This is a genomic window from Bacteroidota bacterium (assembly GCA_016721765.1).
Taxonomy (GTDB): domain Bacteria; phylum Bacteroidota; class Bacteroidia; order UBA4408; family UBA4408; genus UBA4408.
The window spans coordinates 1,784,813-1,805,761 of the sequence record JADKHO010000001.1 but is presented as its reverse complement, the minus strand read 5'-3'; the positions used below and the strand labels follow the sequence as shown (position 1 = coordinate 1,805,761).

Genomic DNA, 20,949 nt, shown 5'->3' with positions numbered 1-20,949 from the left:
CAGCTATGATAATTAGAAGCAAAGCCCCTCTTCGACTAGGTTTGGCAGGTGGCGGAACAGATGTAAGTCCCTATTGCGATTTATTTGGCGGTGCCATTTTAAATGCAACCATAAATTTATATGCTTATGCATCCATAGAACCCTTGAACGATGGAAGCATTCAATTTGAATCCATTGATCGCAAAATAAATTTGCATTACCCGAGTGCTACTGAACTTCCACAAGATGGCAAATTAGATTTGATAAAGGAAGTGTACAATAAGGTAGTGAAGAAATTCACCAACAAAGCACTTTCGTTTCGTTTAAGCACTTTTTTGGATGCCCCCGCAGGTTCAGGACTGGGCGCATCTTCCACCTTAGTGGTAGCAGTATTAGGTGCCTTTACCGAATGGCTCAAATTGCCTTTAGGGGAATACGATATTGCACATTTAGCATACGAAATAGAGCGATTGGATTTAAAGATGGCGGGCGGGCGACAAGATCAATATTCGGCCACTTTTGGAGGTGTAAATTTTATGGAGTTTTATAAAGACGATAAAGTAATTGTAAACCCACTTAAAATTAAAGAACAGTATTTGGAGGAATTGGCACACAATTTAATTTTATATTATACCGAAACAAGTCGATTCAGTAGCGATATCATTGAATCGCAAATGAAAAACGTCCTCGACAAAAATCAACAATCCATTGAAGCTTCTCATCATTTAAAAGAACAAGCCGAAATGATGAAAGAAATACTGCTTCGTGGCGATATTAATGAAGTGGGAAGAATTTTGGATTTCGGCTGGCAAAATAAAAAACAACTGACACAAGGAATTACCAATCCGCTAATCGATGATATCTATCGTGTGGCCATTGAAAATGGAGCTACCGGCGGAAAAATATCGGGTGCCGGTGGAGGAGGATTTATGGTATTTTATTGTCCGGATAATACCCGTTACAAAGTATTGGATGCCCTCACCCATTTTGGTGGCTACGAAAAAAAATATTCTTTCACCAAAGAAGGCTTAACAAGTTGGACGATTTAACAAAACAAATCAAAGCGAAAGAACCAAGTATTTTATACATTCGCACTTCCATACAAGCAAATGATAAGAGAAGCGATAATATTAGCCGGAGGTTTTGGAACACGCTTGCAGCCTGCAATTGGCACTAATACAAAGCCAATGGCTGAAGTAAATGGGAAACCATTTCTTCATTATTTATTTAAGTATTTACGTTTTTATAATATTCCAAAGGTTGTTCTTTCCGTTTCACCACTTTCGCGCAGTATTGAGGAATATTTTGGTGCCGAGTACGAAGGAATGCAGTTGCTTTACGCCTACGAAAATGAGCCGCTTGGCACCGGAGGCGGGATTGTGAATGCTATGCAATTATGCAGCTCCGAAAATGTATTGGTGCTAAATGGTGATACCCTTTTTAGTGTGGATCTTTTTCAATTGAATGAATTTCACAAAAAAAATGCTGCCCAAATTACTTTAGCTTTAAAATACTACGATGAAGTAGGGAGGTTTGGAACAGTGAGTATCGACAACCGTTTTAGAATTACCGGTTTTGAAGAAAAAAAAGAAGATGGGCACAAAGATGGATGCATAAGCGGTGGTGTTTATTTATTTAACCGCGCACTTTTTACCTCCATTAACTTTCCAAAAACTTTTAGCATCGAAAAAGATTTTTTTGAGAAATACATCGAACACATCAATTTCAGCGGCTTTGTAAGCAATAAATATTTTATTGATATTGGTATTCCCGAAGATTACCTTCGTGCGCAACATGAATTTAAGTCCTACCACTTTTGATGCTTCTTGGACTTTGTTTCTGGATAGAGACGGAGTTATTAATCGTAAAATCGAGAACGATTACGTAAAAAAAACCGATAACTTTCATTTTATTGATGGGGTGACTGAGGCTATTAAATTATTCGCAAAAAAGTTTAATAGAATCGTAATTGTAACCAATCAACAAGGCATTGGAAAAGGTTTATTTACCGAGGCACAACTTGCTTCGGTGCATCAATACATGCTAACAGCAATAATGAATAATGGCGGCAGAATTGATCGCATTTATTTTTGTCCGGCTTTAGCTTCCGACAATTCTGATTTCAGAAAACCCAACACAGGCATGGCCTTGCAAGCTAAAAGAGATTTTCCGGAAATTGATTTTACAAAATCTCTGATGGTGGGCGACTCGATTTCAGATATGGAATTCGGAAAAAAATTAGGCATGAAAACTGTTTTTATATCAGCTGCAAAAACTAAAAACTCACAATCAAATATTATCGATTGGGAGTTAAAAAGTTTGGCTGAATTAGCTGCGCTTATTTCTTAAACCTTGTTGATTATTTACAAGTCTTCGTTTTAGATTTGCTTCTTTGCTGAAGTGATTTGCAATACATTCAATCGAAGTTAATCACCATCGCGAGATAAGAATTAAGAAATTACAAAGGGAATAATAAATCAACAAAAAATTATCTGAATATTCTAGAGCTTAATTAAAAAAGTGATGCTAGCTATATGCTATTAAGAACAGAAGATTTACACATAGCCCAACCCATGTAAAACCTATGTTTCCTATGATCCTATGTGTTTCAAAAAAAAATACCCTCATAAAATAAACCACATAGTCACATAGGCCAATCCTATACGAATCCTATGTTTCCTATGATCCTATGTGGTTCAAAAAAATACCCTTATAAAATAAACCACATAGTCACATAGTCACATAGCACACTCCTATATGAAAGCTATGTTTCCTATGATCCTATGTGTTTCAAAAAAAATACCGCGTAAAATAAACCGCATTATTGCATTACTGAAAAGAAAAACTCCCAACCTAACGAATAGATTGGGAGTTATAAAGTTTGTATAAACTGGCTCAGCTTATGGCTTAAAACAAGCCATTTATCTCAGCATCTATCTTGTTAAAAATAGTTCCTAAATCTTCCGGGTTTTCGGCAAAATTAATATTGTCGACTTCAATGATTAATAATTTTCCTTGATCATAAGTGCTAATCCATGCTTCGTAACGTTCATTCAATCTTTTTAAATAATCGATACGAATGGCATTTTCGTAATCGCGTCCACGTTTTTGAATTTGGTTTACAAGTGTGGGAACTGATGCCCTCAGGTAAATCATCAAATCAGGCGCCTTAATAAAGGTATTCATCAAATTAAACAGCGAAATGTAATTCTCAAAATCTCGTGTCGTCATTAATCCCATGGCGTGCAAGTTGGGCGCAAAAATGTAAGCATCTTCAAAAATGGTTCGGTCTTGAATAACCGTTTTACCGCTTTTGCGAATCTCCATAATTTGATTGAAACGACTGTTCAAAAAGTATATCTGAAGGTTAAAAGACCAGCGTTGCATGTCTTCATAAAAATCGTTCAAATACGGATTATCATCTGCATCCTCGAAGTGCGCCTTCCAACTGTAATGTTTTGATAAGAGTGTGGTGAGTGTAGTTTTTCCTGAGCCTATATTACCGGCAATTGCTATGTGCATAATTCAAGTCGAGATTAAATAGTGGTTACACAAAAGTATTTTTTTTTAATCAAAAAGCAAGTTTATTTAAGTGTAGGTTTTGGGAATTCTTACTGCTTTTATATAAGCCTGCATTTCAAGCTATTCACAATAAAAAAAACACCTATTTTCCTTATTTGTGCAAAACATTTCATTGCTACAACGCATATTTTGGATAGTTAATATCCTTTAGGCTTTTAGCTTCCTATGCCTGTTTGCAAATCCAAGCCTTTTCCAATTCATTATTCTATTTATTATTCCGTCTTCAACATATCAATTAACTCATCATTTTTAGCGTATATCATTCCCCTTTCAATTCTGATTTCCTTGTACTTTATATCAATTAAGGGCAATTCATTTTGCTCAGTTGTTTTAAGTGTGTAAGACATTGCTTTTGAATCGAGCGAATAAATGATGGCATCATTGTTCACCTGAAATTTTGTTAGGTTTTGCAATGGAATTGTTTTCACATAAGTACCAAAAATATCAAACACCAATATTCCTGTGGAAGGGTTATTTAAATACACTGAATTGTTGTATTCACACATAAAATTGGGGTTAATTTCGATGCCCAATAATTGATTTAAATTGCTGGTAGTTTGTGCCACAGCAAGCTTACTATCCAAGCGTACTAAAGCAAATTTTTGCTGGTCGTAAAACCAAATTCCATCGCTGTGCGACGCACACACTAATTTACTTTGCGTTAAATTTAATTCTTCCAAATCAATGGGATTTCCATTTAAACTCAAGGTATTATCCAAGTAAACCAATTTTGAAAAGTCTTTATAAAACACCATAATTTTCATGGGGTTTGTAGCATCCATACTCTCAATTGTACCAAATGCTTTTATGCTAAATTTATTAAAAACAGTTCCATTTCCGTCATACTTGGTAATCTCATCCTTATCCACCAAATAGCAATTCCCCAAATTATCGGTGGTAAAAAAATTGCCTTGTATGTATATGCGTTTATGTAAAATTAATTTATCGCCTTTAAAGGAAAAGATAAACATCAGCAACAAAAAAAGACAGCCGCCTTTTAAAAAATTGGGGATTAATTTTTTCATGTGCTTAGGATTTTAAAAGCGGGTTTAAGGCATAAAGTTCGTCAATATATTTTCGATCGTTGCTTAATCGCGGCACTTTATTTTGTCCGCCCAATTTATTTTTTGATTTCAACCAATGGTAAAAAGTAAAGGTGGGTACCGATTTAATTAACGGCTCTCGCAACAACATATTGTGGTAACGCTTTGCCTCATAATCGCTGTTGATGGCTTTTAGCGCATTATCAAAAAAATCGCTGAACACATTTAAATCGGTAGGCTCCTTCTCAAATTCAATTAACCATTCGTGTGCGCCATTTTTTGTTTCAGTAAAAAACACAGGCGCTGCGGTATATTCTTTAATTACCGAATTTGTTTTTTCGCAGGCAATAGCGAGCGCCTGTTCAGCATTCTCAATAATTAACTCTTCGCCAAATGCATTAATAAAATGGCGTGTACGACCACTTATGCGAATACGGTATGGCGCAAGCGAAGTAAATTTTATAGTATCCCCAATTTTATAACGCCACAATCCTCCATTGGTTGAAATGATTAAGGCATAATTCACATCTGTTTTTACTTCATCCAAACTCAATGTTCTGGGATTCTCCAGCAAAATATCTTCCATCGGTAAAAACTCATAATACACCCCGTAATCCAACATCAGCAGCAGCTCATCACTATTTGATTGATCTTGCATGCCAAAAAATCCTTCGCTCGCATTATAAGTTTCAAAATAATTCATGCGCGCACTCGGTATCAATTCCTTAAACTGCTCTCGGTAAGGCGTAAAACTCACCCCGCCGTGAAAAAACAGCTCGAGGTTGGGCCACACTTCCAGTAAATTTTGTTTGTTCGCTATTTTCAGAATGTGTTTCAACAACAACAAAGTCCATGAGGGCACGCCCGCCAAGCTGGTTACATTTTCATCCACTGTTGCGCGCGCCATCATTTCTATTTTACTTTCCCAATCGTCCATGAGCGCAATCGATAAATTTGGCGTGGTAACAAACTGTGCCCAAAAAGGTAAATTTTGCATTAAAATGGCCGACAAATCTCCTTGAAAGGAATTATTATTGAGCTGACCTATTTGATGACTCCCTCCTACTGTTAAGGATTTACCGCTGAAAAGTTGGCTGCTGGGATTATTGTTGCAGTATATCGAAAGCATGTCCTTACCCGCTTTAAAATGGCATTCTTCGAGCGACTCTTCACTCACCGGAATAAATTTGCTTTTACCTGCGGTAGTGCCACTCGATTTTGCAAACCACACAATGGGAGTATTCCAAAGTACATTTTGCTCACCGCTGCGCACTCGGTCAATAAAGGGTTTCAGACTATCGTAATTGCGAATTGGAACCCGCTCCTTAAATTGATTAACGGAACTTATACTTCCAAAATCATACAAACGGCCATATTCGGTATCTTTGGCACTAGCCACCAATTTACGAAACCAATCCTGCTGCACTTCATTGGGGTACTTCATAAAAAGTTCAATTTGATGAATCCGTTGCTTCATCACCCAACTCATTATCGAATGCAGAATGGCCATTACTTAAACTAATTTTATGCTTGGTGAATTTAAAAAGTTTTAAGTGTAAAACGGAATAATTTTTTTCAACCAACAAAGCGGGAGCCGGTTAAAATGTTTTGGGCATTCCCCTTCTGCGGCGGGTCGGGCTTTTGCCACTCGCTTTTTTTAGCACTCGCCCTTTGCTCGTGCCAAAAAAGAGCTCACACAATGGCGCAATCCCTAATGCAGCATAGCGTTTCATACATCACCCCAAAAATAATTTCGAAATTAACCTGCTCTTCACATCGTATTCACCTAAAGCTAGTCATTGCTACTCGGCTAAAAACAACATTTCAATCGCAAATTTTTTATACAGTGGTCCGACCACTATCTTTCTCCAAAATATCCAAATCAAAAAAAACAGTCAATTTTAATCAATTGAAGCGCAACAACAATGCTTACATTCACATGCAAAACCATTTTCAATAGCCACTCCTAGTGGTTTTTACTCCCTATTTTTTTGGGTTTACTATCTGCAAAAAAAAAAACAAATTTGCAACATAAACTCTTTCCCAAAAAAGCAATGAAAACAAAAAATCTACTACTCCTTACATCCATTTTGTCAATCACCATTTGCGTGACAACTTTTGCACAAGTACCAAGCTATGTTCCCACCAGTGGGCTCGATGCTTGGTTTGGATTTAACGGTGACGCAAACGATTTAAGTGGCAATGCCAACAATGCCACCAACAGCGGAGCAACATTTACCTCCGACAGAAATGGGAATGCCAATGCAGCAGCTAGCTTTAATGGCACTACCACCAACTACATGACCATTCCAACACCTAGCTTTACACACACGCCTAGCGGAGCATTCACCTATTCGTTTTGGATGAACAAGCAAACACAAACAACTGCAGCCGGAATTGTAATGATGAGTGGTACCGGTACATCGGGCGTATTTATTACTTTAATACAAGGAGCGTCCAATTTTACATTTGGTACTAACAAGCAACAATCAAGTTGGTTTTTTCTATCGTGTGCGCACACCCTCAATGTTTGGGACCATTACGTTACCACCTATAATGCCGGTATCATGAAAATTTACAAAAACGGAGTGGTACAAGGCACAATGACCTACACGCACACCGGTGCCACAAGCGCCAACATCCCATTTTATATCGGTAAAGGCATCGCATCAGGAAATAATTTCAAAGGCACATTAGACGATATCGGAATTTGGAACCGCGAGTTAAGTCAAACCGAAATCACCGCGTTGTTTACCGGCATCACCGGAGTAAAAGAAGTTAATGCATCAACCGAATTAACTGTGTATCCTAATCCTGCTGGCGATTATATTCAGTTCACTGTAAATCCGAATGCAGTAGGAACAAATTTCAGAATGCTTAATACCCAAGGAAAAATTATAGCCGAAGGAAAAATTAGCACCCTCACCACTCGTCTCGACATTCGTGGATTTGCAGCCGGATTGTATTTTATTGAACAAGGAGAGCGATACGAAAACCAATACAAATTTATAAAGCGCGAAGAATAGTTTTTTTCAGGTTGATTGTTTAGCCGGACTCTTAAGGAGTTCGGCTTTTTTGTTTTTGCCGATTATGCTAACGATTCCGCCAACTATTTATGACGCAAGTATTTCATAATTTAATCGCTGATGCAATTAATTCTACCCAATTTAAGCAAAATAAAAAGTGCTTCTACTCCACTTAATTATTAGGAGTGCCATTTAATCAAGCAGTTGAAGCATCCTGTTTCGCAATGATTTTAAATTTGATGTTTCGGAATTCGATAAAAAAATAAAAGTAATGTGCTTATCCAACAAGCGATACATTACATGGGAGTTCCCTGGATGTCCGCCACTGTGATAAACTAATTTTCCGGACGGAGTATTTTTCATAAACCAACCAAAGCCATAACTGATGTTAGGGTTTGTTCTTGCATAAATTGTTTTACCGTTAAAAGTGGGTTCGGTGATAGATTCGTTTTGAATTTCGCAGGGCAATAGTTTACATTCGTCAAGGGCTTTGTCCCAAATTGCTAAATCATTGGCAGTGCTTACTACAGAACCATCACCATAAAAATCGCCTAAGTACGAAACGAAATTATATTTCGATTCCAAGTGAGCATAAGAAAACTTTCCATTCTCAAATGTATGTCCGATGGCTAAGTTTTTGTTTTCAATTCTGCGAATGTCTGTAACCATGTATGCAAAAGTGCTTTTCATTTTTAATGGTTTAAAAATGTTTTGGTACATAAATTCTTGATAACTCAAACCCGAAATGTTCTCGATAATGCCGGCCAAAAAATCATACCCAATATCTGCATACTGAAATTTTGTGCCTGCTTCAAATTGCAAAGGAAGTTGCTGTTGAATTAAATATTCCAAAACTTCTTTGTTACCGTTTGATTTAGCAGTGTCCAGATTGGGTCTGATGCCCTCCCAAAAATTTGGCAGCCCTGATGTATGGGTTAGCAAGTGCCTTACTGTAATATTTTTGTATGGAAATGTTGGAATGTATTTGCAAACCAAACTATCGTAATCCAAAAAACCTTGGCGCTTCAAAATCATTATTCCGTAAGCAGTAAATTGTTTTGAAATGGATGCAACTTGAAATGAATTTTCTTTTGTCAATGGTATTTTATTTAGCGCATCAGCAAAACCGTAACTTTTTTCAAAAAGGATTTTGTTGTTTTTGGTGATTAAAACATTCCCAAAGAATGGCGAACTCGCATAAGTGCTGTCAAGAATATAACGAATACTGTCAATGTTTTGGGCATTGGAAATGGTCGCACCAAAAGCAACTGCCAACCAAAAAAAGATGACTTGCTTTTTCATTACTTAAAATTTGTAATCGACAATCTGTTTCAAATGATGTTCCAAATGGAGTAAATAATCATCCATCAAAAATTGAAGTGTTACATTAATTTCGTTGCCAACATTCAATTCCATACACAAGTTTTCTTCCGGTATTCTTTTCAATATTTCAAGTAAATGCTGATTGTAAATTGTCCAAAGCTGAATGATGTGTTTGCTTTCTAATTGCTGATAATGATTCAATTCATTCCATTTGTTTTGATCATATTTAATTGTCGGAATATTTTCAAACTGCCCACGTATAAAACGTTGATGGTTGTTTGCAGCACTGTCAATCAAGTGCCCAAGTATTTCTTTCTTACTCCATTTAGATGAATTTATTTTTATTGAAAATAAATCTTCAGAAATCTCTAACAGTAGTGTAGGAATGTTTTCGAGTAACACTTTTAATCGGTTTACAGAATTGCTATTCATTATAATTTGCAAATAGGATTACATTTCACTTCAAAATTTAATGTGTTGGAGGATTGCTGAAAATTCATTTGATGAAATTAATTCCTCCAATTTCCTTACTGTTGGTGGATTCGGTTTGTGGTCGTTCAACTTCAAATTAATCTCCATTTAATTTTTACCGCGCGTATCATTTCAGTTTCTAATCTCTCGCTAGCTAAAATTTCAAATCCATGTTTCAGATAGAAGGGCATGGGTGTTTGATAATATTCTCCATTATTCTTTAAATCATCATTATGGTCTATTACCCATCCATAAAACAACTCGTTTTCCGATTTTAATTTGTTTACTAATAAACTACCCCAACCCTTTCCTTTATAGTTCGAATGCACAATAATTGAAAACCGAATTTCATTCTCCTTTTCAAAATCAACTGCCCAAGCTATTATATTTTGTTCAGAATCTTCCATAATATAATGATGGTAATTTTCCACACCTTCCAATAAAATTGGAAATCTGTCTTTCAATTTTATTGGGTATTCATCATTCCACAATTTATTTATTTGTGAAAATTGCTCAGGTGTTAGCTTTCTTGTTTTGATGATTTGCATAATCTATCTATTAAACCATTCCTCCTTTGTGATCTTCAGCCAATCGCATTTAATATCTTTCCACATAAATTGTTCAACGAATTTTAATCCGCATTTTTCTAAAGCTTTCCTTGAAGCAATGTTTTCTTCGTTTGCCGTGCCAATTATTTCTTCTGCCTTCAATGTATTAAAGCCATATTCCAAAGCAGCCTTGGCAGCTTCGGTTGCATACCCTTTGCCCCAATATTTTGGCAGTAAACGATACCCTACATCATAAAAATTGATGTGATTGTTTTCGTATTCCTTAATAAATTTCAATCCACTCCAACCCATAAAATTGCCGGATGCCTTTTCAATCGTTGCCCATCTCCCTATGCCATTATTTATATATTGCTGACGGAGGATTTCAATAACTTTTCTTGCTTGTTCAATTGTTTTAATAGGATTATTCCCTAGGTATTTATGCACTTCATGATTTGAATCCAATTCGAACATTGCTTTGTCATCGCTTGCACGCATCTCTCTCAAAATTAATCTTTCCGTTTCGATGTAGAATTTCATAAAAATATTTTCTCAAAGTTGGTGCATTATTCTCTCCAATCCTGTATAAGGCTTTAACTCCAGTATCTCAAATTTAATCATTCCGGCCTTTACCAAAGGCAAGGAACTAAGTATTTTTAACGCTTCTTTCTTATCCTTTGTCTCCAAAATCAATAGTGCATTTTTGTGTTCAGTAAAATATATTTCTCTTATTTTATCTGCCAGATATAAATCATAAACATGTCGCACTTCTTCCTTTAATAATTCTCCTAAACTATTCCATATTACACCTTCCGTTTCCTTTTCGATGGCAAGTATTTTCATATCAATTTAATTCAATTTCTCCGGTTAAATACAGTTTGGATTGTCCACTTATCTCTACCCTGTCGTTCATATACTTACATTTTAAATATCCCTTCCTTTCAGAAAGTTGTATTGCTGTCAATTCGGCTTTATGAAGTTCTTTTGCCCAAAAAGGAGTCAATGTTGTATGAGCAGAACCGGTTACAGGGTCTTCCATTATTCCCACTTGCGGGGCAAAAAACCTAGATACAAAATCCACCTGATTTCCTTTGGCTGATATAATTACTCCACGACTATTCAATTTTGCAATTTTATTAAAATCCGGCTTCATGTTGGCGATATCAGCTTCGCTTTCATAGATAAAAAGATAATCTGTCTTTCCTTTGAAAGCCAACTTGGGCCGGAGGTCAAAGCAATTAAAAATTTCACTAGTCAATCTTACGGGTTCAAAAGTGTCGGTCGGGAAATTTAACGTTAAACGATCTCCGCTTTTAGTTACAGTTAGTTCTCCACTTCTTGGCGAAAAAAAATGAAGGATATTAGCAGCAGATTTTTCAAGATTGAACAAAACGAAAGCGGCTGCCAATGTAGCATGTCCGCAAAGGTCAACTTCCACTTTTGGAGTAAACCACCTTATCTGGATTTTGTAATCTGAAATTACAAAAAAAGCAGTTTCAGAAAGGTTATTTTCCGTTGCTATTTTTTGCAAGATGTCATCCTGTAACCATTTTTGAAGAGGGCAAACAGCTGCAGGGTTTCCTGAAAAAACCTCGTCGGTAAATGCATCAATATGATATATTTTTATTCTTTGCATTCCTGCGTTTTGTGTGAATGATTTTTATTGGCGTTTTTTTAAGTACTTAATCCAATTAGCAAAATGTACAATTTCTCGTTTATCTTCATTAGCGAAAAAGATAGAAAGTTCCTTATTAAGCCAAATATCCGCTTCAGTATAGCTAACTTGTTTCTTTTCAACTGCGGAAATAATATTGCTTTGCGTGGTGAAATAGAGACCCAACTCCTTTTTATTAAAAGAAATGGCATTGTTAAATTTTTGTTCATTCACAATGTCAAAATTCATTCGGTTTAACTTATCATTTGCCCAATTGTATTTGTCATTTCTTGCTGGTGCCGGAAACTCATTTAGATAAACGGCATTATACCAATTTTTAAATTCAGGATACCCGTCCATTTCACCAAGAAATAAATTATCGTAGAGCACCACAAATGAATTACTTTTCAGCAAGCGATTCGCTTCTAATAAAAATTTATCAATATCAAACCAATGAACACCTGAACATACGGTAATTAAATCAAAAAAATGGTCTGCAAAAGGCTGTTTTTCTGCTTGTGCTTCTTGGTAATTTATATTCTCCTTTTGCAATGCAACATCTAACATAACTTTAGAATTATCAGTGCCATAAACGTGGGTTGCTATGCTTAACAATGCTCGAGTTGAAAGCCCGGTTCCGCATGCAATGTCTAAAGCTGAATCGAATTTATTTTCAATTAATAAGTATTCCTTAATTCGATTTATGGTATTGGGATGGAAGTTGGGCCTTGCTTTTGAATACCTTTCGGCTGCCGTGTATTGCGTAAAATAATTCATACGTTTAACTATTTGAATTTATCCATTTCCTTAAGGTAGGTTCGTTGTGATAAATAAACCCTTCCTGTGTATAAACTTTTTCTCCCTCCTTCGTTGCATGTAACTCAAAAGCTGTTACTCCGCATTTCTTTCCTTCTTCCACTAATAGAGTTAGAATGCTTTTGCAAATACTCTTTCTTCTATATTGAGGGACAGTATACATATTCATTATGTAGCCCCATTTGCCGGATGGATTCTTAAAATTACCGGGCATGTCTCTTATGTGAACTGAACCTATTCCTGCAACAATTCCATTGCTTTTTGCTAGGATGGAAATGCAACTATTATCAGCCGTTGCTTTTGAAAAATAGGTGGTCATTTGACTTTTCAAATCTACTATTTTCTCCTGTGGCTGTTCGCCTCCTAATTCAAGCGCAAATAAAATTCTATTATCAACTAATGTTTGAATATCTGCTAGTGTGGCTCTATTGTAGGTTATATTCATTTTTCATTAGGCTTTAAATATTTATTAATGAACTTAGTTCTTCAAACGAATGGATAAAGTGTTTTGCATTATTCCCTCTTGTTACTCCGTTTCTAAGAATTTGAATGGTTATCATATTCAACTTGTTCCCTGCTGCTATTTCTGATGCTGAATTATCGCCAATTACAATAGTCTTTTCGGGTATCAGGTTATACTCATCCATCAACTCTTTGAAAATATCCAATTTTGTTTTGGCTTGTATGAATGTATCGTTAATTACAATTTTCTCAAAATCGTTTTCAATATTCAATGCTCTAATTTTAGCCTTTTGAAGGGAGGTTAGACTCGTTGTAACCAGAAATTTTGTTATGGAAAGTTCCTTAATAAATTGATAATCGGGATAGGTTGATATAGTTAATTTCAAGTCCAAATTATCAAGAACATCAATGGAACTAATGATAATCTCTTTGGGTATATTATACTTACTTATAACAAAATCCCATGCAGAGCTCCACAAATCATTAATAATGGCATCAATAGTCACTTGATTAAATTGCGATGACAAATTGAGGGATAGATGCTCAAAAAAATCGTTAAATACGTTTGCATCCATTGACTTAGTTTGGAAAATAGTATCGTCTAAATCTAAAATAATTGCTCTACATTTCATAAGCAAGCGATCCTATTTTAATTGTAAAGTATATAAATAATATTTTTTGCCAAAAATCAAGTCAAGATCTTTAATCTTAATAAAACCAAAGCTTTCGTAAATATGTCTTGCTGCATTATGGAATTCCGAAGTATGCAAGGTAATTACATTTTCACCCGTTTCAATTGCCCTTTCAATACATAATTGTGTTAGCTTTTTTCCTATTCCATTTCCTTCGTATTTTGGATGAACAGCTACCAACCTTATGAAGGAACATTCAGCATCAAACCACTTATAAGGATTCCCATGGGGAACCAAAAATGCAGAGCCTATAATGCTACTTTTATTCTCGCATACAAAACAGGTAGCGGTTTTGAAAAGTTCCGTGTAAGTATTTACACTGCCCAGGTTTTTATCCATTGCATCGACGTTCTCTTTTGTAAGCACATTTTGAAATTGCATGTAAGCAATTAAGGTTAAATCCTTAATCTGATTTAAGTCGTTTAAGTTTCCAATCCGGAATGTAAATTTTTCTGTCATTGATAAAGTTTTTGTCTTTGGATTTGAGTGGCAAAGTCAACCGCTGCTGAAACATGAATCTTAGTTGTATCAAATATTTTTAGATCACAATCGGATGGCGTTATAAAGATTCCAATCTCAGTACAACCAAATACTACCGCTTGAGCCCCCACTCCTTTTAAATTTTGAATGGCCAATAGAAGCAGTTCCTTCGACCGATTCGATAACACACCTTTTGACATCTCATCAAGAATAATGTCATGTATGTAGGATTGCTCCATGGTGTTTGGGATAATGGTTTCTATTCCTTCTTTAGAAAGCGCATCCATAAAAAATGGATTTTCCAGTATAAACTTAGTTCCAATTAATCCCACTTTATTATATTTTTTTCGTACAATTTCCCTTGCAGTTTCATTTGCAATATGCAGAAATGGAATATTAATTTTTTGGGATAGTTCTATAGCAATTAAATGTGCCGTATTGCAACAAAGCAGGATACAATCAGCACCTGCTTTCTCAAGGGTTATTGCAATTCTACTCAACATACTTTCAATTCCATTCCAATCATTTTTTGATTGAAGTGCTTTAAAGTCAGCATAATTTAAGGAATACAACATTATTTTTGCTGCTTGATTACCTCCTAATTTTTGATTCATTTGTTGATTAATTAAGTTGTAATAAACTGCAGTAGAATGATAACTTATACCACCTATTAGTCCTAACGTTTTCATGCTTTCATTTTATTTTGAACGAGCCCTTTTAATTTTTTTTTCGCATTCTCCCACTCTGTATAAATGATGCTGAAATAAAAAGAGTTTCTAATTGTTCCGTTATATCTTATCCAATCGTTCCGCAATATTCCTTCAAATTGCCCACCAATTTTTTTAATTGCTTTTTGCGAACGAATATTATTTTCATCCGTTTTTAATTGCACTCGAATGGCTTTTAATTCTTCAAAACAAAACGTCAGCAAGAGTAATTTACATTCCAAATTCACAGCTGTTGCCCAATAATCGGGGTGAAGCCATGTCCAGCCAATTTCCATTTTTTTATGTGCCGGATATATTTCCATTAGCCTTGTACTGCCAATTATTTTCTTCTCTTGCTTATTCCATATCACAAATGGAAGTTGAGTTCCCTTTTCTTTTTCAAGCATTGCAGTTGCAAAAGTTTGCAAACACTTTTCCTTGGTGCTCATATCAATTGGAATGAATTCCCAAATTCTCATTTCTCTTGCGATATGTTCTAATTCTACAAAGTGATTCTTTTTCAAAGGAATGAGTTCAACTAAATCTCCTTTTAAAATTGTATCTGAGTTAATCCAATTCATGATTGCTTATTCTTCTCATAATACATTTTAACACTATCACTCATTTCTAATGCAAGCCCAAACTTATTGTCTTGTATAGGCTGCAGAGCTTTCATGGCTATGGGAATGTGCCCACTCCATACTTCTTCTTTAATTTCATCATCCCCCAATGGACCTTCGTTTCTAATCTTTGCTGATGCCCTTTCAATTCTAAACTTGATTACCATGGTTGCTTTCAATTGTGATTCATTTCCCAACTCCACTTCATCCCATCTTCCTGGAACAATATTTTCTGTAATGATTTTCATTCCTTGGATTCTCTCGTTTTCATCTTCTAGCAAAAACGCTTTACCAAACAAAACAACAGAACGATAATTCACAGAAGTATGAAATAATGATTTTGCTAAAACAATTCCATCTAGGTGGGTAACCGAAATGCAAATGGTTTGTCCATCTACTATTTGATTTAGCATAAAGTTCTTTGTTGAGCCATGTAAATACAAACAATCTTCTTCTCTGCCATAAGCAGTAGGAATCATCATAGTTTGCCCTTGATGTTGAAATGCTACATGACACAAAAAACCAGCGTCTAAAATTGCATGAACACTTGTTACATCATTCATTGCTCTTTTTTCACCTCTTACGACTTTATTAAATTCCATTTGCTTTAATTTTTACTATTAAAATACTGAACAATCGAATGCAAAAATCAGTCAACAAATTCAATTAGTACAGATACAAATTTGTTTATTTTTACCAGTACAGTTACTTTTGGTGAATGAATAAAAAGGAACTTCTGTATTTACAGCTTGCAAACCATGTGGAGCATCAGATCAAGAGCGATGTACTTAAAGTTGGTGATAAATTGCCTTCTTTAAGAACACTATCAATAGAAAAGGGTGTTAGCATTACAACTGTTCAGCAATCCTATTTTGAATTGGAATGCCGCGGTTTAATTGAATCACGTCCGCAGTCGGGCTATTATGTTTCGTATGCCCACAAGTATTTTAAAAATGTGCCGCAAACCAGTCAGCCAATTATTGCCAAAATAGAAGATGATACGGAAGAAACGATTTTTACTGTTTCGCAAAACATAAGTAAAGCCAAAATAGAGTTATCAGCAGGCGTACCTTCGATTGAATTGCTTCCAGTTGCAAAAATGAATAAAGCAATAGTGAATGCTACCCGTGCATTACATGGTGGTGGATTAAACTATGACAAGTATGGCAATCAAAATTTAAAAAAGCAAATTGCGGTACGGTCATTAATGTGGGGCGGACAATTGAATGCAGAAGATATTATAACTACATCAGGAAGTATTGATGCTATTTCTTTTTGCATGCTCACTTTAGCGCAAAGAGGCGACACAATTGCTGTCGAAAGCCCTGTATATTTTGGTATTTTGCATTTAGCAAAAAATCTTGGTTTGAATGTTTTAGAGTTACCCACCAATCCATTTACTGGAATTGAAGTAGATGCTTTGAAAAAAGCATTGGAAAGAAAAAAAGTAAAATTGTGTTTATTGGTAAGTAACTTCAGCAATCCATTAGGAAGCTGTATGCCCGATGAAAATAAAAAAGCGGTTGTGGAACTTATGGAGAAACACAACGTTCCGCTAATTGAGGATGATATATTTGGCGATTTGTATTTTGGAAAACAGCGTCCTATTTGTTGCAAAACTTATGATGAAAGTGGTATTGTTTTATTATGCTGTTCATTCTCAAAAACATTAGCACCCGGTTATCGTGTGGGCTGGATGGCTCCGGGAAAGTTCAAAGAAAAAGTTGCCCGAACAAAATATTACCATTCGCTGTATACAACTTCCATTACTCATGAAGCAGTTGGAAAATTTTTGGAAAATGACAGATATGAAAATCATTTACGAAAACTTAGACATACCCTACATAGAAACTCACTGCAGTTTTTGCGTTGCATTAGTAAATATTTTCCTGATGATGCAAAAGTAACTATACCGCAAGGCGGTTTGCATTTGTGGGTTGAACTAAACAAAAAAACTGATACTCTTGAACTTTATAATACAGCAATGGCAAACAAAATAAGTATTGCTCCGGGCAGAATGTTTACCCTTCAAAATCAATACAATAATTGCTTAAAATTGAATTATGGATTGGTTTGGAATGAGCAAGTGGAAGGTGCTTTGAAACTACTTGGAAAGCTCGCTGCAAAATAAAAGTGAGGGAATAATTCTTACCTTCTTTCTAATTTTTTTAATCCATTTAAATTTATTGGATGCACCTTTATTAATTGATTAAGCGTTTGCGAAAGCAACCCTTCGACTTTGTTTTTAATTTGATTTTGCGCGTCTTTCAAGCTTTTAAATATTTTTATAAACATCGTTAAATGGTATTCTCATTCTGTCTCCCCAAACGCCTTTCTCAGCTCTTATTCCGCAAGAAATAACCATATTAATTTCAGCACCAAAAGGTAATTTTAAAATACGTTTTACTTTTCTACTATCAAATCCTTCCATCGGGCAAGTATCATATTTTTCATTGGCCATTGCTAACAAGTATTAAATTCCTTCCTGCAAAAAGAATATTGTCTTCTCTCATGGATAAAACTAAATGTTAATGAAAAGGATAGCTTGACTTTCCATTTTCTGCTTATAGACCTGCTTCAATAAAAAAAAAATGTCGCCTTGCAACTAATTCTGCTGAATGACTGAGAATGCGCTTCATTTTCCTGTCCCGCGTTAAGGATTACTCACAAATAGTTAATTTTTCGGGGTTCGTGATGCGCAAGGCTTAATTGCAGCGAAAATCCTTTGGCGCACTTTTTCGGTGCGGCAAAGATTGCAGCGGAAAGCCTGACCCGACGCAGGAGGGAAACGCCCAAAATGGTTGGATAAACAGAATGCTTTATATTGTGAATATGCCCTTTAAAACCGCGGTTGAGGCTGTTAGTTGAGCTAAACTCATTTTTTCTTACCTTTACGCTTCAAAATTTTTAAGCACATTTATTTCCTGTGGAAAAATACGAAGCTGTTATTGGATTAGAAGTTCACATTCAATTGCTCACGAAAAGTAAGGCTTATGCCAGCGACTCTACCGAGTATGGTACTTTGCCCAATACCAATGTGAGTGTGATTACTCTAGGGCATCCCGGAACTTTGCCTAAATCGAACAAAAAAGTAATTGAATTTGCGGTGAAGCTGGGATTGGCTTGCAAATGCGACATACAGGAAGAAAATCAGTATGCGCGCAAAAATTATTTTTATGCGGATTTACCCAAGGGCTATCAAATAACCCAAGATAAAACTCCTATTTGTACCAAGGGTTATATTACCATAAAGATGAAAGATGGTGGTACAAAACAAATTAACCTCACACGCATTCACATGGAGGAAGATGCCGGAAAAAGCATGCACGACCAAGATGCCTTTGATTCGCTTATTGATTTGAATAGAGCGGGCGTTGCGCTTTTGGAAATGGTGAGTGAACCGGAGTTGCGTTCGGGCGAAGAAGCTTATGCCTACCTCACCGAAGTGCGTAAACTCGTGCGTTACCTCGAAATTTGCGACGGAAATATGGAAGAAGGAAGTATGCGTTGCGATGCCAATATTTCGGTACGATTAAAAGGCGATTCAAAATTTGGCAAACGCGTGGAAGTAAAAAACATGAACTCCATTCGCAATGTGCAACGTGCTATCGAATTTGAAATTCAACGCCAAATTGCAGAAGTGGAAGTCGGCAATGAAATCAGTCAGGACACCCGCAGTTTTGAAGCCGAAAGCGGAACAACTTTTATACTTCGAAGTAAAGAAATGGCTAACGATTACCGTTACTTTCCTGAGCCGGATTTACAACCGGTTATTGTTTCGAAAGCCTATATTGAAGAAGTGCGCAAAATATTGCCACCTCTGCCAAATGATTTACATAAAAAATATGTTGCCGAATTTGGACTTTCGGAATACGATGCAACTGTGATCACCGATACGAAAGAAACAGCATTGTATTTTGAGGAGCTAACGGCTTCTACTAAAAACTACAAGGCGGCAGCGAATTGGTTGATGGGCCCCATTCGTTCGTACATCAACGAAAACGCATTTCATTTAAATCAGTTTCCGATTTCAGCTAAGCGCATTTGTGACCTCATTGAATTGATAGATTCAGGAAAAGTGAGTCATACTTTGGCCTTGCAGCAAGTGTTTCCTAAACTAATCGAAAACCCAAATAAATCGCCACTTTCGATTGCAGAAGAAAACAATTTGGTTTCGGTGAGCGATGAGAATTCCTTGACTGAATTTGTGAAATTAGCCATAGCAAAATATCCCGAAAAGGTAAAAGAATACAAAGCCGGAAAAGTAAATTTGGCGGCACTATTTATGGGCGAAGTAATGAAGCTTTCGAAAGGAAAGGCAGACCCGAAACTAGCCAGCAGCTTGGTAAGCAAAATGCTGGACGAAACGAATTAATGATACATACAAGCATTTACAAATTAAAATACCTAACTCATATACATACCTAAAATGAAAAAAATTTGCTTTCCTCTTTTTCTCCTTTCTATAATTTTTATTTCTTGCTCCAACACGCCACAAGGTGAAAACATTGTGGGTAAAATGAGTAACAGTAGCGGCGAAAAAATATTTATCGATGAACTTACTCCAATTAGCATTAACCCAAGAGATAGTGCAATTGTTGCTGCTGACGGCTCCTTTTCGTTTAAAATAAAAATTCCTGAATTGGGTTTTTATCGTTTACGCCTCGATAACAGCAATTTTGCATTACTGCTTTTGGATAGTAACGACCATATTGATTTTACAGCAGATGCGAAAAAATTTGCCGGCAGTTATCAAGTAAAAGGCTCTGCGAACAGCGAAAAAATTGCAACCGTAAACTATGTATTGCAACGCAATTTTTATATTGGTGATTCCCTTAAAAAAGTCTACGCCACGTATCAAGGAAGCCCTAAAATAGACAGTGTGGGTCGAGCTTTGGATATGCAATATAATCAGGTAAAAATGAATGAGTCGGTATTCCTTAAAAAGTTTATCAACGAAAATAGTTCATCCCTTGCATCGCTTGCTGTTATTGACCGCCTGAGTGCCGAGACAGATGTGGAATATTTTGTAAAATTGGATCAAGGATTGATGGCAAAATATCCCAACTCTACTTATGCCAAACTTTTTCATACACGTGTATCGGAGATGAATAAATTGGGTATTGGAAGTGTTGCACCCGATATTAAATTGGAAACACCCGAAGGGCAAACGGTTGCGCTTTCTTCTTACAAAGGAAAAGTGGTTTTGGTTGATTTTTGGGCTTCGTGGTGCAGGCCTTGTAGAGCAGAAAACCCAAATGTTGTAAAAGCGTATAAAGCTTTTCATGCAAAGGGTTTTGATGTGCTTGGCGTTTCCTTGGATAAAGATAAAGCTGCTTGGCAAAAAGCAATTGCCGATGATCATTTAACCTGGACACACATCAGTGATTTAGGCATGTGGAGTTCTTCGGTTGTTAAACTTTATAACATAAGTGGAATACCATTTAGTGTATTATTAGATAAAGAAGGAAAAATTGTTGCAAAGGGCTTGCGTGGTGAAGAATTAGAAAACGCCATTCGCAAACTGCTTCCATAATCACCATTTG

Annotated in this window: 24 protein-coding genes; 7 read left to right on the top strand and 17 right to left on the bottom strand. The window is 36.0% G+C overall.

All coding sequences use genetic code 11. From position 1 onward, the window contains the following. Positions 1-5 precede the first annotated feature (5 nt). From IPP32_06520 to IPP32_06510, 3 genes are read left to right on the top strand one after another with little or no spacing between them, the layout of a single operon-like run. Positions 6-1,028 carry a dehydrogenase gene (locus tag IPP32_06520; GenBank protein MBL0047734.1) on the top strand — a complete coding sequence of 341 codons (1,023 nt, stop codon included), beginning with the start codon at positions 6-8 and terminating at the stop codon, positions 1,026-1,028. A gap of 60 nt (positions 1,029-1,088) precedes the next feature. After that, positions 1,089-1,799, top strand: coding sequence for a nucleotidyltransferase family protein (locus IPP32_06515; GenBank protein MBL0047733.1), 711 nt, complete (start codon positions 1,089-1,091; stop codon positions 1,797-1,799). Next, positions 1,774-2,328 (top strand): HAD family hydrolase, encoded by a 555-nt coding sequence (locus tag IPP32_06510; GenBank protein ID MBL0047732.1) that lies wholly within the window; start codon positions 1,774-1,776, stop codon positions 2,326-2,328. Before IPP32_06515 ends, IPP32_06510 begins: the two co-directional genes overlap by 26 nt. Before the next feature lie 558 nt (positions 2,329-2,886). On the opposite strand, the gene IPP32_06505 is transcribed toward IPP32_06510, so the two are convergent. The 3 genes from IPP32_06505 to IPP32_06495 all read right to left on the bottom strand — a co-directional run bounded on the left by IPP32_06505 (position 2,887) and on the right by IPP32_06495 (position 6,114). Then, entirely contained in the window at positions 2,887-3,501 is a 615-nt protein-coding gene (locus IPP32_06505) for a deoxynucleoside kinase (GenBank protein ID MBL0047731.1), read from the bottom strand. A 272-nt stretch (positions 3,502-3,773) separates the two neighbouring features. Beyond that, positions 3,774-4,586 carry a hypothetical protein gene (locus IPP32_06500; GenBank protein MBL0047730.1) on the bottom strand — a complete coding sequence of 271 codons (813 nt, stop codon included), beginning with the start codon at positions 4,584-4,586 and terminating at the stop codon, positions 3,774-3,776. Between the two features lie 4 nt (positions 4,587-4,590). Further along, entirely contained in the window at positions 4,591-6,114 is a 1,524-nt protein-coding gene (locus IPP32_06495; GenBank protein ID MBL0047729.1) for a GH3 auxin-responsive promoter family protein, read from the bottom strand. A gap of 544 nt (positions 6,115-6,658) precedes the next feature. Here IPP32_06495 and IPP32_06490 point away from each other — a divergent pair. Continuing rightward, the gene (locus IPP32_06490) at positions 6,659-7,630 is read left to right on the top strand and encodes a T9SS type A sorting domain-containing protein (GenBank protein ID MBL0047728.1); all 972 of its coding nucleotides are present in this window, start codon (positions 6,659-6,661) and stop codon (positions 7,628-7,630) included. A 192-nt stretch (positions 7,631-7,822) separates the two neighbouring features. On the opposite strand, the gene IPP32_06485 is transcribed toward IPP32_06490, so the two are convergent. The 13 genes from IPP32_06485 to IPP32_06425 all read right to left on the bottom strand — a co-directional run bounded on the left by IPP32_06485 (position 7,823) and on the right by IPP32_06425 (position 16,005). Next, the gene (locus tag IPP32_06485; GenBank protein ID MBL0047727.1) at positions 7,823-8,932 is read right to left on the bottom strand and encodes a beta-lactamase family protein; all 1,110 of its coding nucleotides are present in this window, start codon (positions 8,930-8,932) and stop codon (positions 7,823-7,825) included. A gap of 3 nt (positions 8,933-8,935) precedes the next feature. Next, positions 8,936-9,385 carry a DinB family protein gene (locus tag IPP32_06480; protein ID MBL0047726.1) on the bottom strand — a complete coding sequence of 150 codons (450 nt, stop codon included), beginning with the start codon at positions 9,383-9,385 and terminating at the stop codon, positions 8,936-8,938. A gap of 131 nt (positions 9,386-9,516) precedes the next feature. Beyond that, the gene (locus tag IPP32_06475) at positions 9,517-9,972 is read right to left on the bottom strand and encodes a GNAT family N-acetyltransferase (protein MBL0047725.1); all 456 of its coding nucleotides are present in this window, start codon (positions 9,970-9,972) and stop codon (positions 9,517-9,519) included. A gap of 3 nt (positions 9,973-9,975) precedes the next feature. After that, complete coding sequence (locus tag IPP32_06470; GenBank protein ID MBL0047724.1) at positions 9,976-10,512, bottom strand: GNAT family N-acetyltransferase; 537 nt, start codon at positions 10,510-10,512, stop codon at positions 9,976-9,978. A gap of 12 nt (positions 10,513-10,524) precedes the next feature. Next, a complete protein-coding gene (locus tag IPP32_06465; GenBank protein MBL0047723.1) occupies positions 10,525-10,815 on the bottom strand; it encodes a superoxide dismutase in 291 nt (96 codons plus the stop codon). 1 nt (position 10,816) lies between these two features. Then, positions 10,817-11,608: a PhzF family phenazine biosynthesis protein gene (locus IPP32_06460; GenBank protein MBL0047722.1), complete on the bottom strand. Its 792-nt coding sequence runs from the start codon at positions 11,606-11,608 to the stop codon at positions 10,817-10,819. Positions 11,609-11,632: 24 nt separating this feature from the next. After that, entirely contained in the window at positions 11,633-12,403 is a 771-nt protein-coding gene (locus IPP32_06455) for a methyltransferase domain-containing protein (GenBank protein MBL0047721.1), read from the bottom strand. A gap of 4 nt (positions 12,404-12,407) precedes the next feature. Next, positions 12,408-12,887, bottom strand: coding sequence for a GNAT family N-acetyltransferase (locus tag IPP32_06450; GenBank protein MBL0047720.1), 480 nt, complete (start codon positions 12,885-12,887; stop codon positions 12,408-12,410). Positions 12,888-12,900: 13 nt separating this feature from the next. Continuing rightward, positions 12,901-13,536, bottom strand: a complete 636-nt coding sequence (locus IPP32_06445) for an HAD hydrolase-like protein (protein MBL0047719.1) — start codon at positions 13,534-13,536, stop codon at positions 12,901-12,903. A 12-nt stretch (positions 13,537-13,548) separates the two neighbouring features. Further along, positions 13,549-14,055 (bottom strand): GNAT family N-acetyltransferase, encoded by a 507-nt coding sequence (locus IPP32_06440; GenBank protein MBL0047718.1) that lies wholly within the window; start codon positions 14,053-14,055, stop codon positions 13,549-13,551. Beyond that, positions 14,052-14,765: an amino acid racemase gene (locus IPP32_06435; GenBank protein MBL0047717.1), complete on the bottom strand. Its 714-nt coding sequence runs from the start codon at positions 14,763-14,765 to the stop codon at positions 14,052-14,054. The genes IPP32_06440 and IPP32_06435 overlap by 4 nt, the downstream gene beginning before the upstream one ends. Further along, the gene (locus IPP32_06430; GenBank protein MBL0047716.1) at positions 14,762-15,364 is read right to left on the bottom strand and encodes a GNAT family N-acetyltransferase; all 603 of its coding nucleotides are present in this window, start codon (positions 15,362-15,364) and stop codon (positions 14,762-14,764) included. Before IPP32_06430 ends, IPP32_06435 begins: the two co-directional genes overlap by 4 nt. Next, entirely contained in the window at positions 15,361-16,005 is a 645-nt protein-coding gene (locus IPP32_06425) for a pyridoxamine 5'-phosphate oxidase family protein (protein MBL0047715.1), read from the bottom strand. The genes IPP32_06430 and IPP32_06425 overlap by 4 nt, the downstream gene beginning before the upstream one ends. A gap of 116 nt (positions 16,006-16,121) precedes the next feature. Between IPP32_06425 and IPP32_06420 the strand changes: the two genes are divergently transcribed. Beyond that, positions 16,122-17,534 (top strand): PLP-dependent aminotransferase family protein, encoded by a 1,413-nt coding sequence (locus tag IPP32_06420; GenBank protein ID MBL0047714.1) that lies wholly within the window; start codon positions 16,122-16,124, stop codon positions 17,532-17,534. Positions 17,535-17,678: 144 nt separating this feature from the next. Here the strand turns inward: IPP32_06420 and IPP32_06415 are convergent, their stop codons facing one another. Then, a complete protein-coding gene (locus IPP32_06415; GenBank protein ID MBL0047713.1) occupies positions 17,679-17,864 on the bottom strand; it encodes a hypothetical protein in 186 nt (61 codons plus the stop codon). Between the two features lie 465 nt (positions 17,865-18,329). Here IPP32_06415 and gatB point away from each other — a divergent pair, with 465 nt between their 5' ends. Continuing rightward, the gene (gatB, locus tag IPP32_06410) at positions 18,330-19,778 is read left to right on the top strand and encodes an Asp-tRNA(Asn)/Glu-tRNA(Gln) amidotransferase subunit GatB (GenBank protein MBL0047712.1); all 1,449 of its coding nucleotides are present in this window, start codon (positions 18,330-18,332) and stop codon (positions 19,776-19,778) included. A gap of 54 nt (positions 19,779-19,832) precedes the next feature. Beyond that, on the top strand, positions 19,833-20,939 hold the full coding sequence (locus IPP32_06405) for an AhpC/TSA family protein (protein MBL0047711.1): 1,107 nt from the start codon (positions 19,833-19,835) through the stop codon (positions 20,937-20,939). The last annotated feature ends 10 nt before the right edge of the window (positions 20,940-20,949 follow it).

Bases quoted from the DNA above. Each gene is read 5' to 3' on its own strand.
- IPP32_06520 (MBL0047734.1), top strand. From the start codon at position 6: ATGATAATTAGAAGCAAAGCCCCTCTTCGACTAGGTTTGGCAGGTGGC.
- IPP32_06515 (MBL0047733.1), top strand. From the start codon at position 1,089: ATGATAAGAGAAGCGATAATATTAGCCGGAGGTTTTGGAACACGCTTG.
- IPP32_06510 (MBL0047732.1), top strand. From the start codon at position 1,774: ATGAATTTAAGTCCTACCACTTTTGATGCTTCTTGGACTTTGTTTCTG.
- IPP32_06505 (MBL0047731.1), bottom strand. From the start codon at position 3,501: ATGCACATAGCAATTGCCGGTAATATAGGCTCAGGAAAAACTACACTC.
- IPP32_06500 (MBL0047730.1), bottom strand. From the start codon at position 4,586: ATGAAAAAATTAATCCCCAATTTTTTAAAAGGCGGCTGTCTTTTTTTG.
- IPP32_06495 (MBL0047729.1), bottom strand. From the start codon at position 6,114: ATGGCCATTCTGCATTCGATAATGAGTTGGGTGATGAAGCAACGGATT.
- IPP32_06490 (MBL0047728.1), top strand. From the start codon at position 6,659: ATGAAAACAAAAAATCTACTACTCCTTACATCCATTTTGTCAATCACC.
- IPP32_06485 (MBL0047727.1), bottom strand. From the start codon at position 8,932: ATGAAAAAGCAAGTCATCTTTTTTTGGTTGGCAGTTGCTTTTGGTGCG.
- IPP32_06480 (MBL0047726.1), bottom strand. From the start codon at position 9,385: ATGAATAGCAATTCTGTAAACCGATTAAAAGTGTTACTCGAAAACATT.
- IPP32_06475 (MBL0047725.1), bottom strand. From the start codon at position 9,972: ATGCAAATCATCAAAACAAGAAAGCTAACACCTGAGCAATTTTCACAA.
- IPP32_06470 (MBL0047724.1), bottom strand. From the start codon at position 10,512: ATGAAATTCTACATCGAAACGGAAAGATTAATTTTGAGAGAGATGCGT.
- IPP32_06465 (MBL0047723.1), bottom strand. From the start codon at position 10,815: ATGAAAATACTTGCCATCGAAAAGGAAACGGAAGGTGTAATATGGAAT.
- IPP32_06460 (MBL0047722.1), bottom strand. From the start codon at position 11,608: ATGCAAAGAATAAAAATATATCATATTGATGCATTTACCGACGAGGTT.
- IPP32_06455 (MBL0047721.1), bottom strand. From the start codon at position 12,403: ATGAATTATTTTACGCAATACACGGCAGCCGAAAGGTATTCAAAAGCA.
- IPP32_06450 (MBL0047720.1), bottom strand. From the start codon at position 12,887: ATGAATATAACCTACAATAGAGCCACACTAGCAGATATTCAAACATTA.
- IPP32_06445 (MBL0047719.1), bottom strand. From the start codon at position 13,536: ATGAAATGTAGAGCAATTATTTTAGATTTAGACGATACTATTTTCCAA.
- IPP32_06440 (MBL0047718.1), bottom strand. From the start codon at position 14,055: ATGACAGAAAAATTTACATTCCGGATTGGAAACTTAAACGACTTAAAT.
- IPP32_06435 (MBL0047717.1), bottom strand. From the start codon at position 14,765: ATGAAAACGTTAGGACTAATAGGTGGTATAAGTTATCATTCTACTGCA.
- IPP32_06430 (MBL0047716.1), bottom strand. From the start codon at position 15,364: ATGAATTGGATTAACTCAGATACAATTTTAAAAGGAGATTTAGTTGAA.
- IPP32_06425 (MBL0047715.1), bottom strand. From the start codon at position 16,005: ATGGAATTTAATAAAGTCGTAAGAGGTGAAAAAAGAGCAATGAATGAT.
- IPP32_06420 (MBL0047714.1), top strand. From the start codon at position 16,122: ATGAATAAAAAGGAACTTCTGTATTTACAGCTTGCAAACCATGTGGAG.
- IPP32_06415 (MBL0047713.1), bottom strand. From the start codon at position 17,864: ATGGCCAATGAAAAATATGATACTTGCCCGATGGAAGGATTTGATAGT.
- IPP32_06405 (MBL0047711.1), top strand. From the start codon at position 19,833: ATGAAAAAAATTTGCTTTCCTCTTTTTCTCCTTTCTATAATTTTTATT.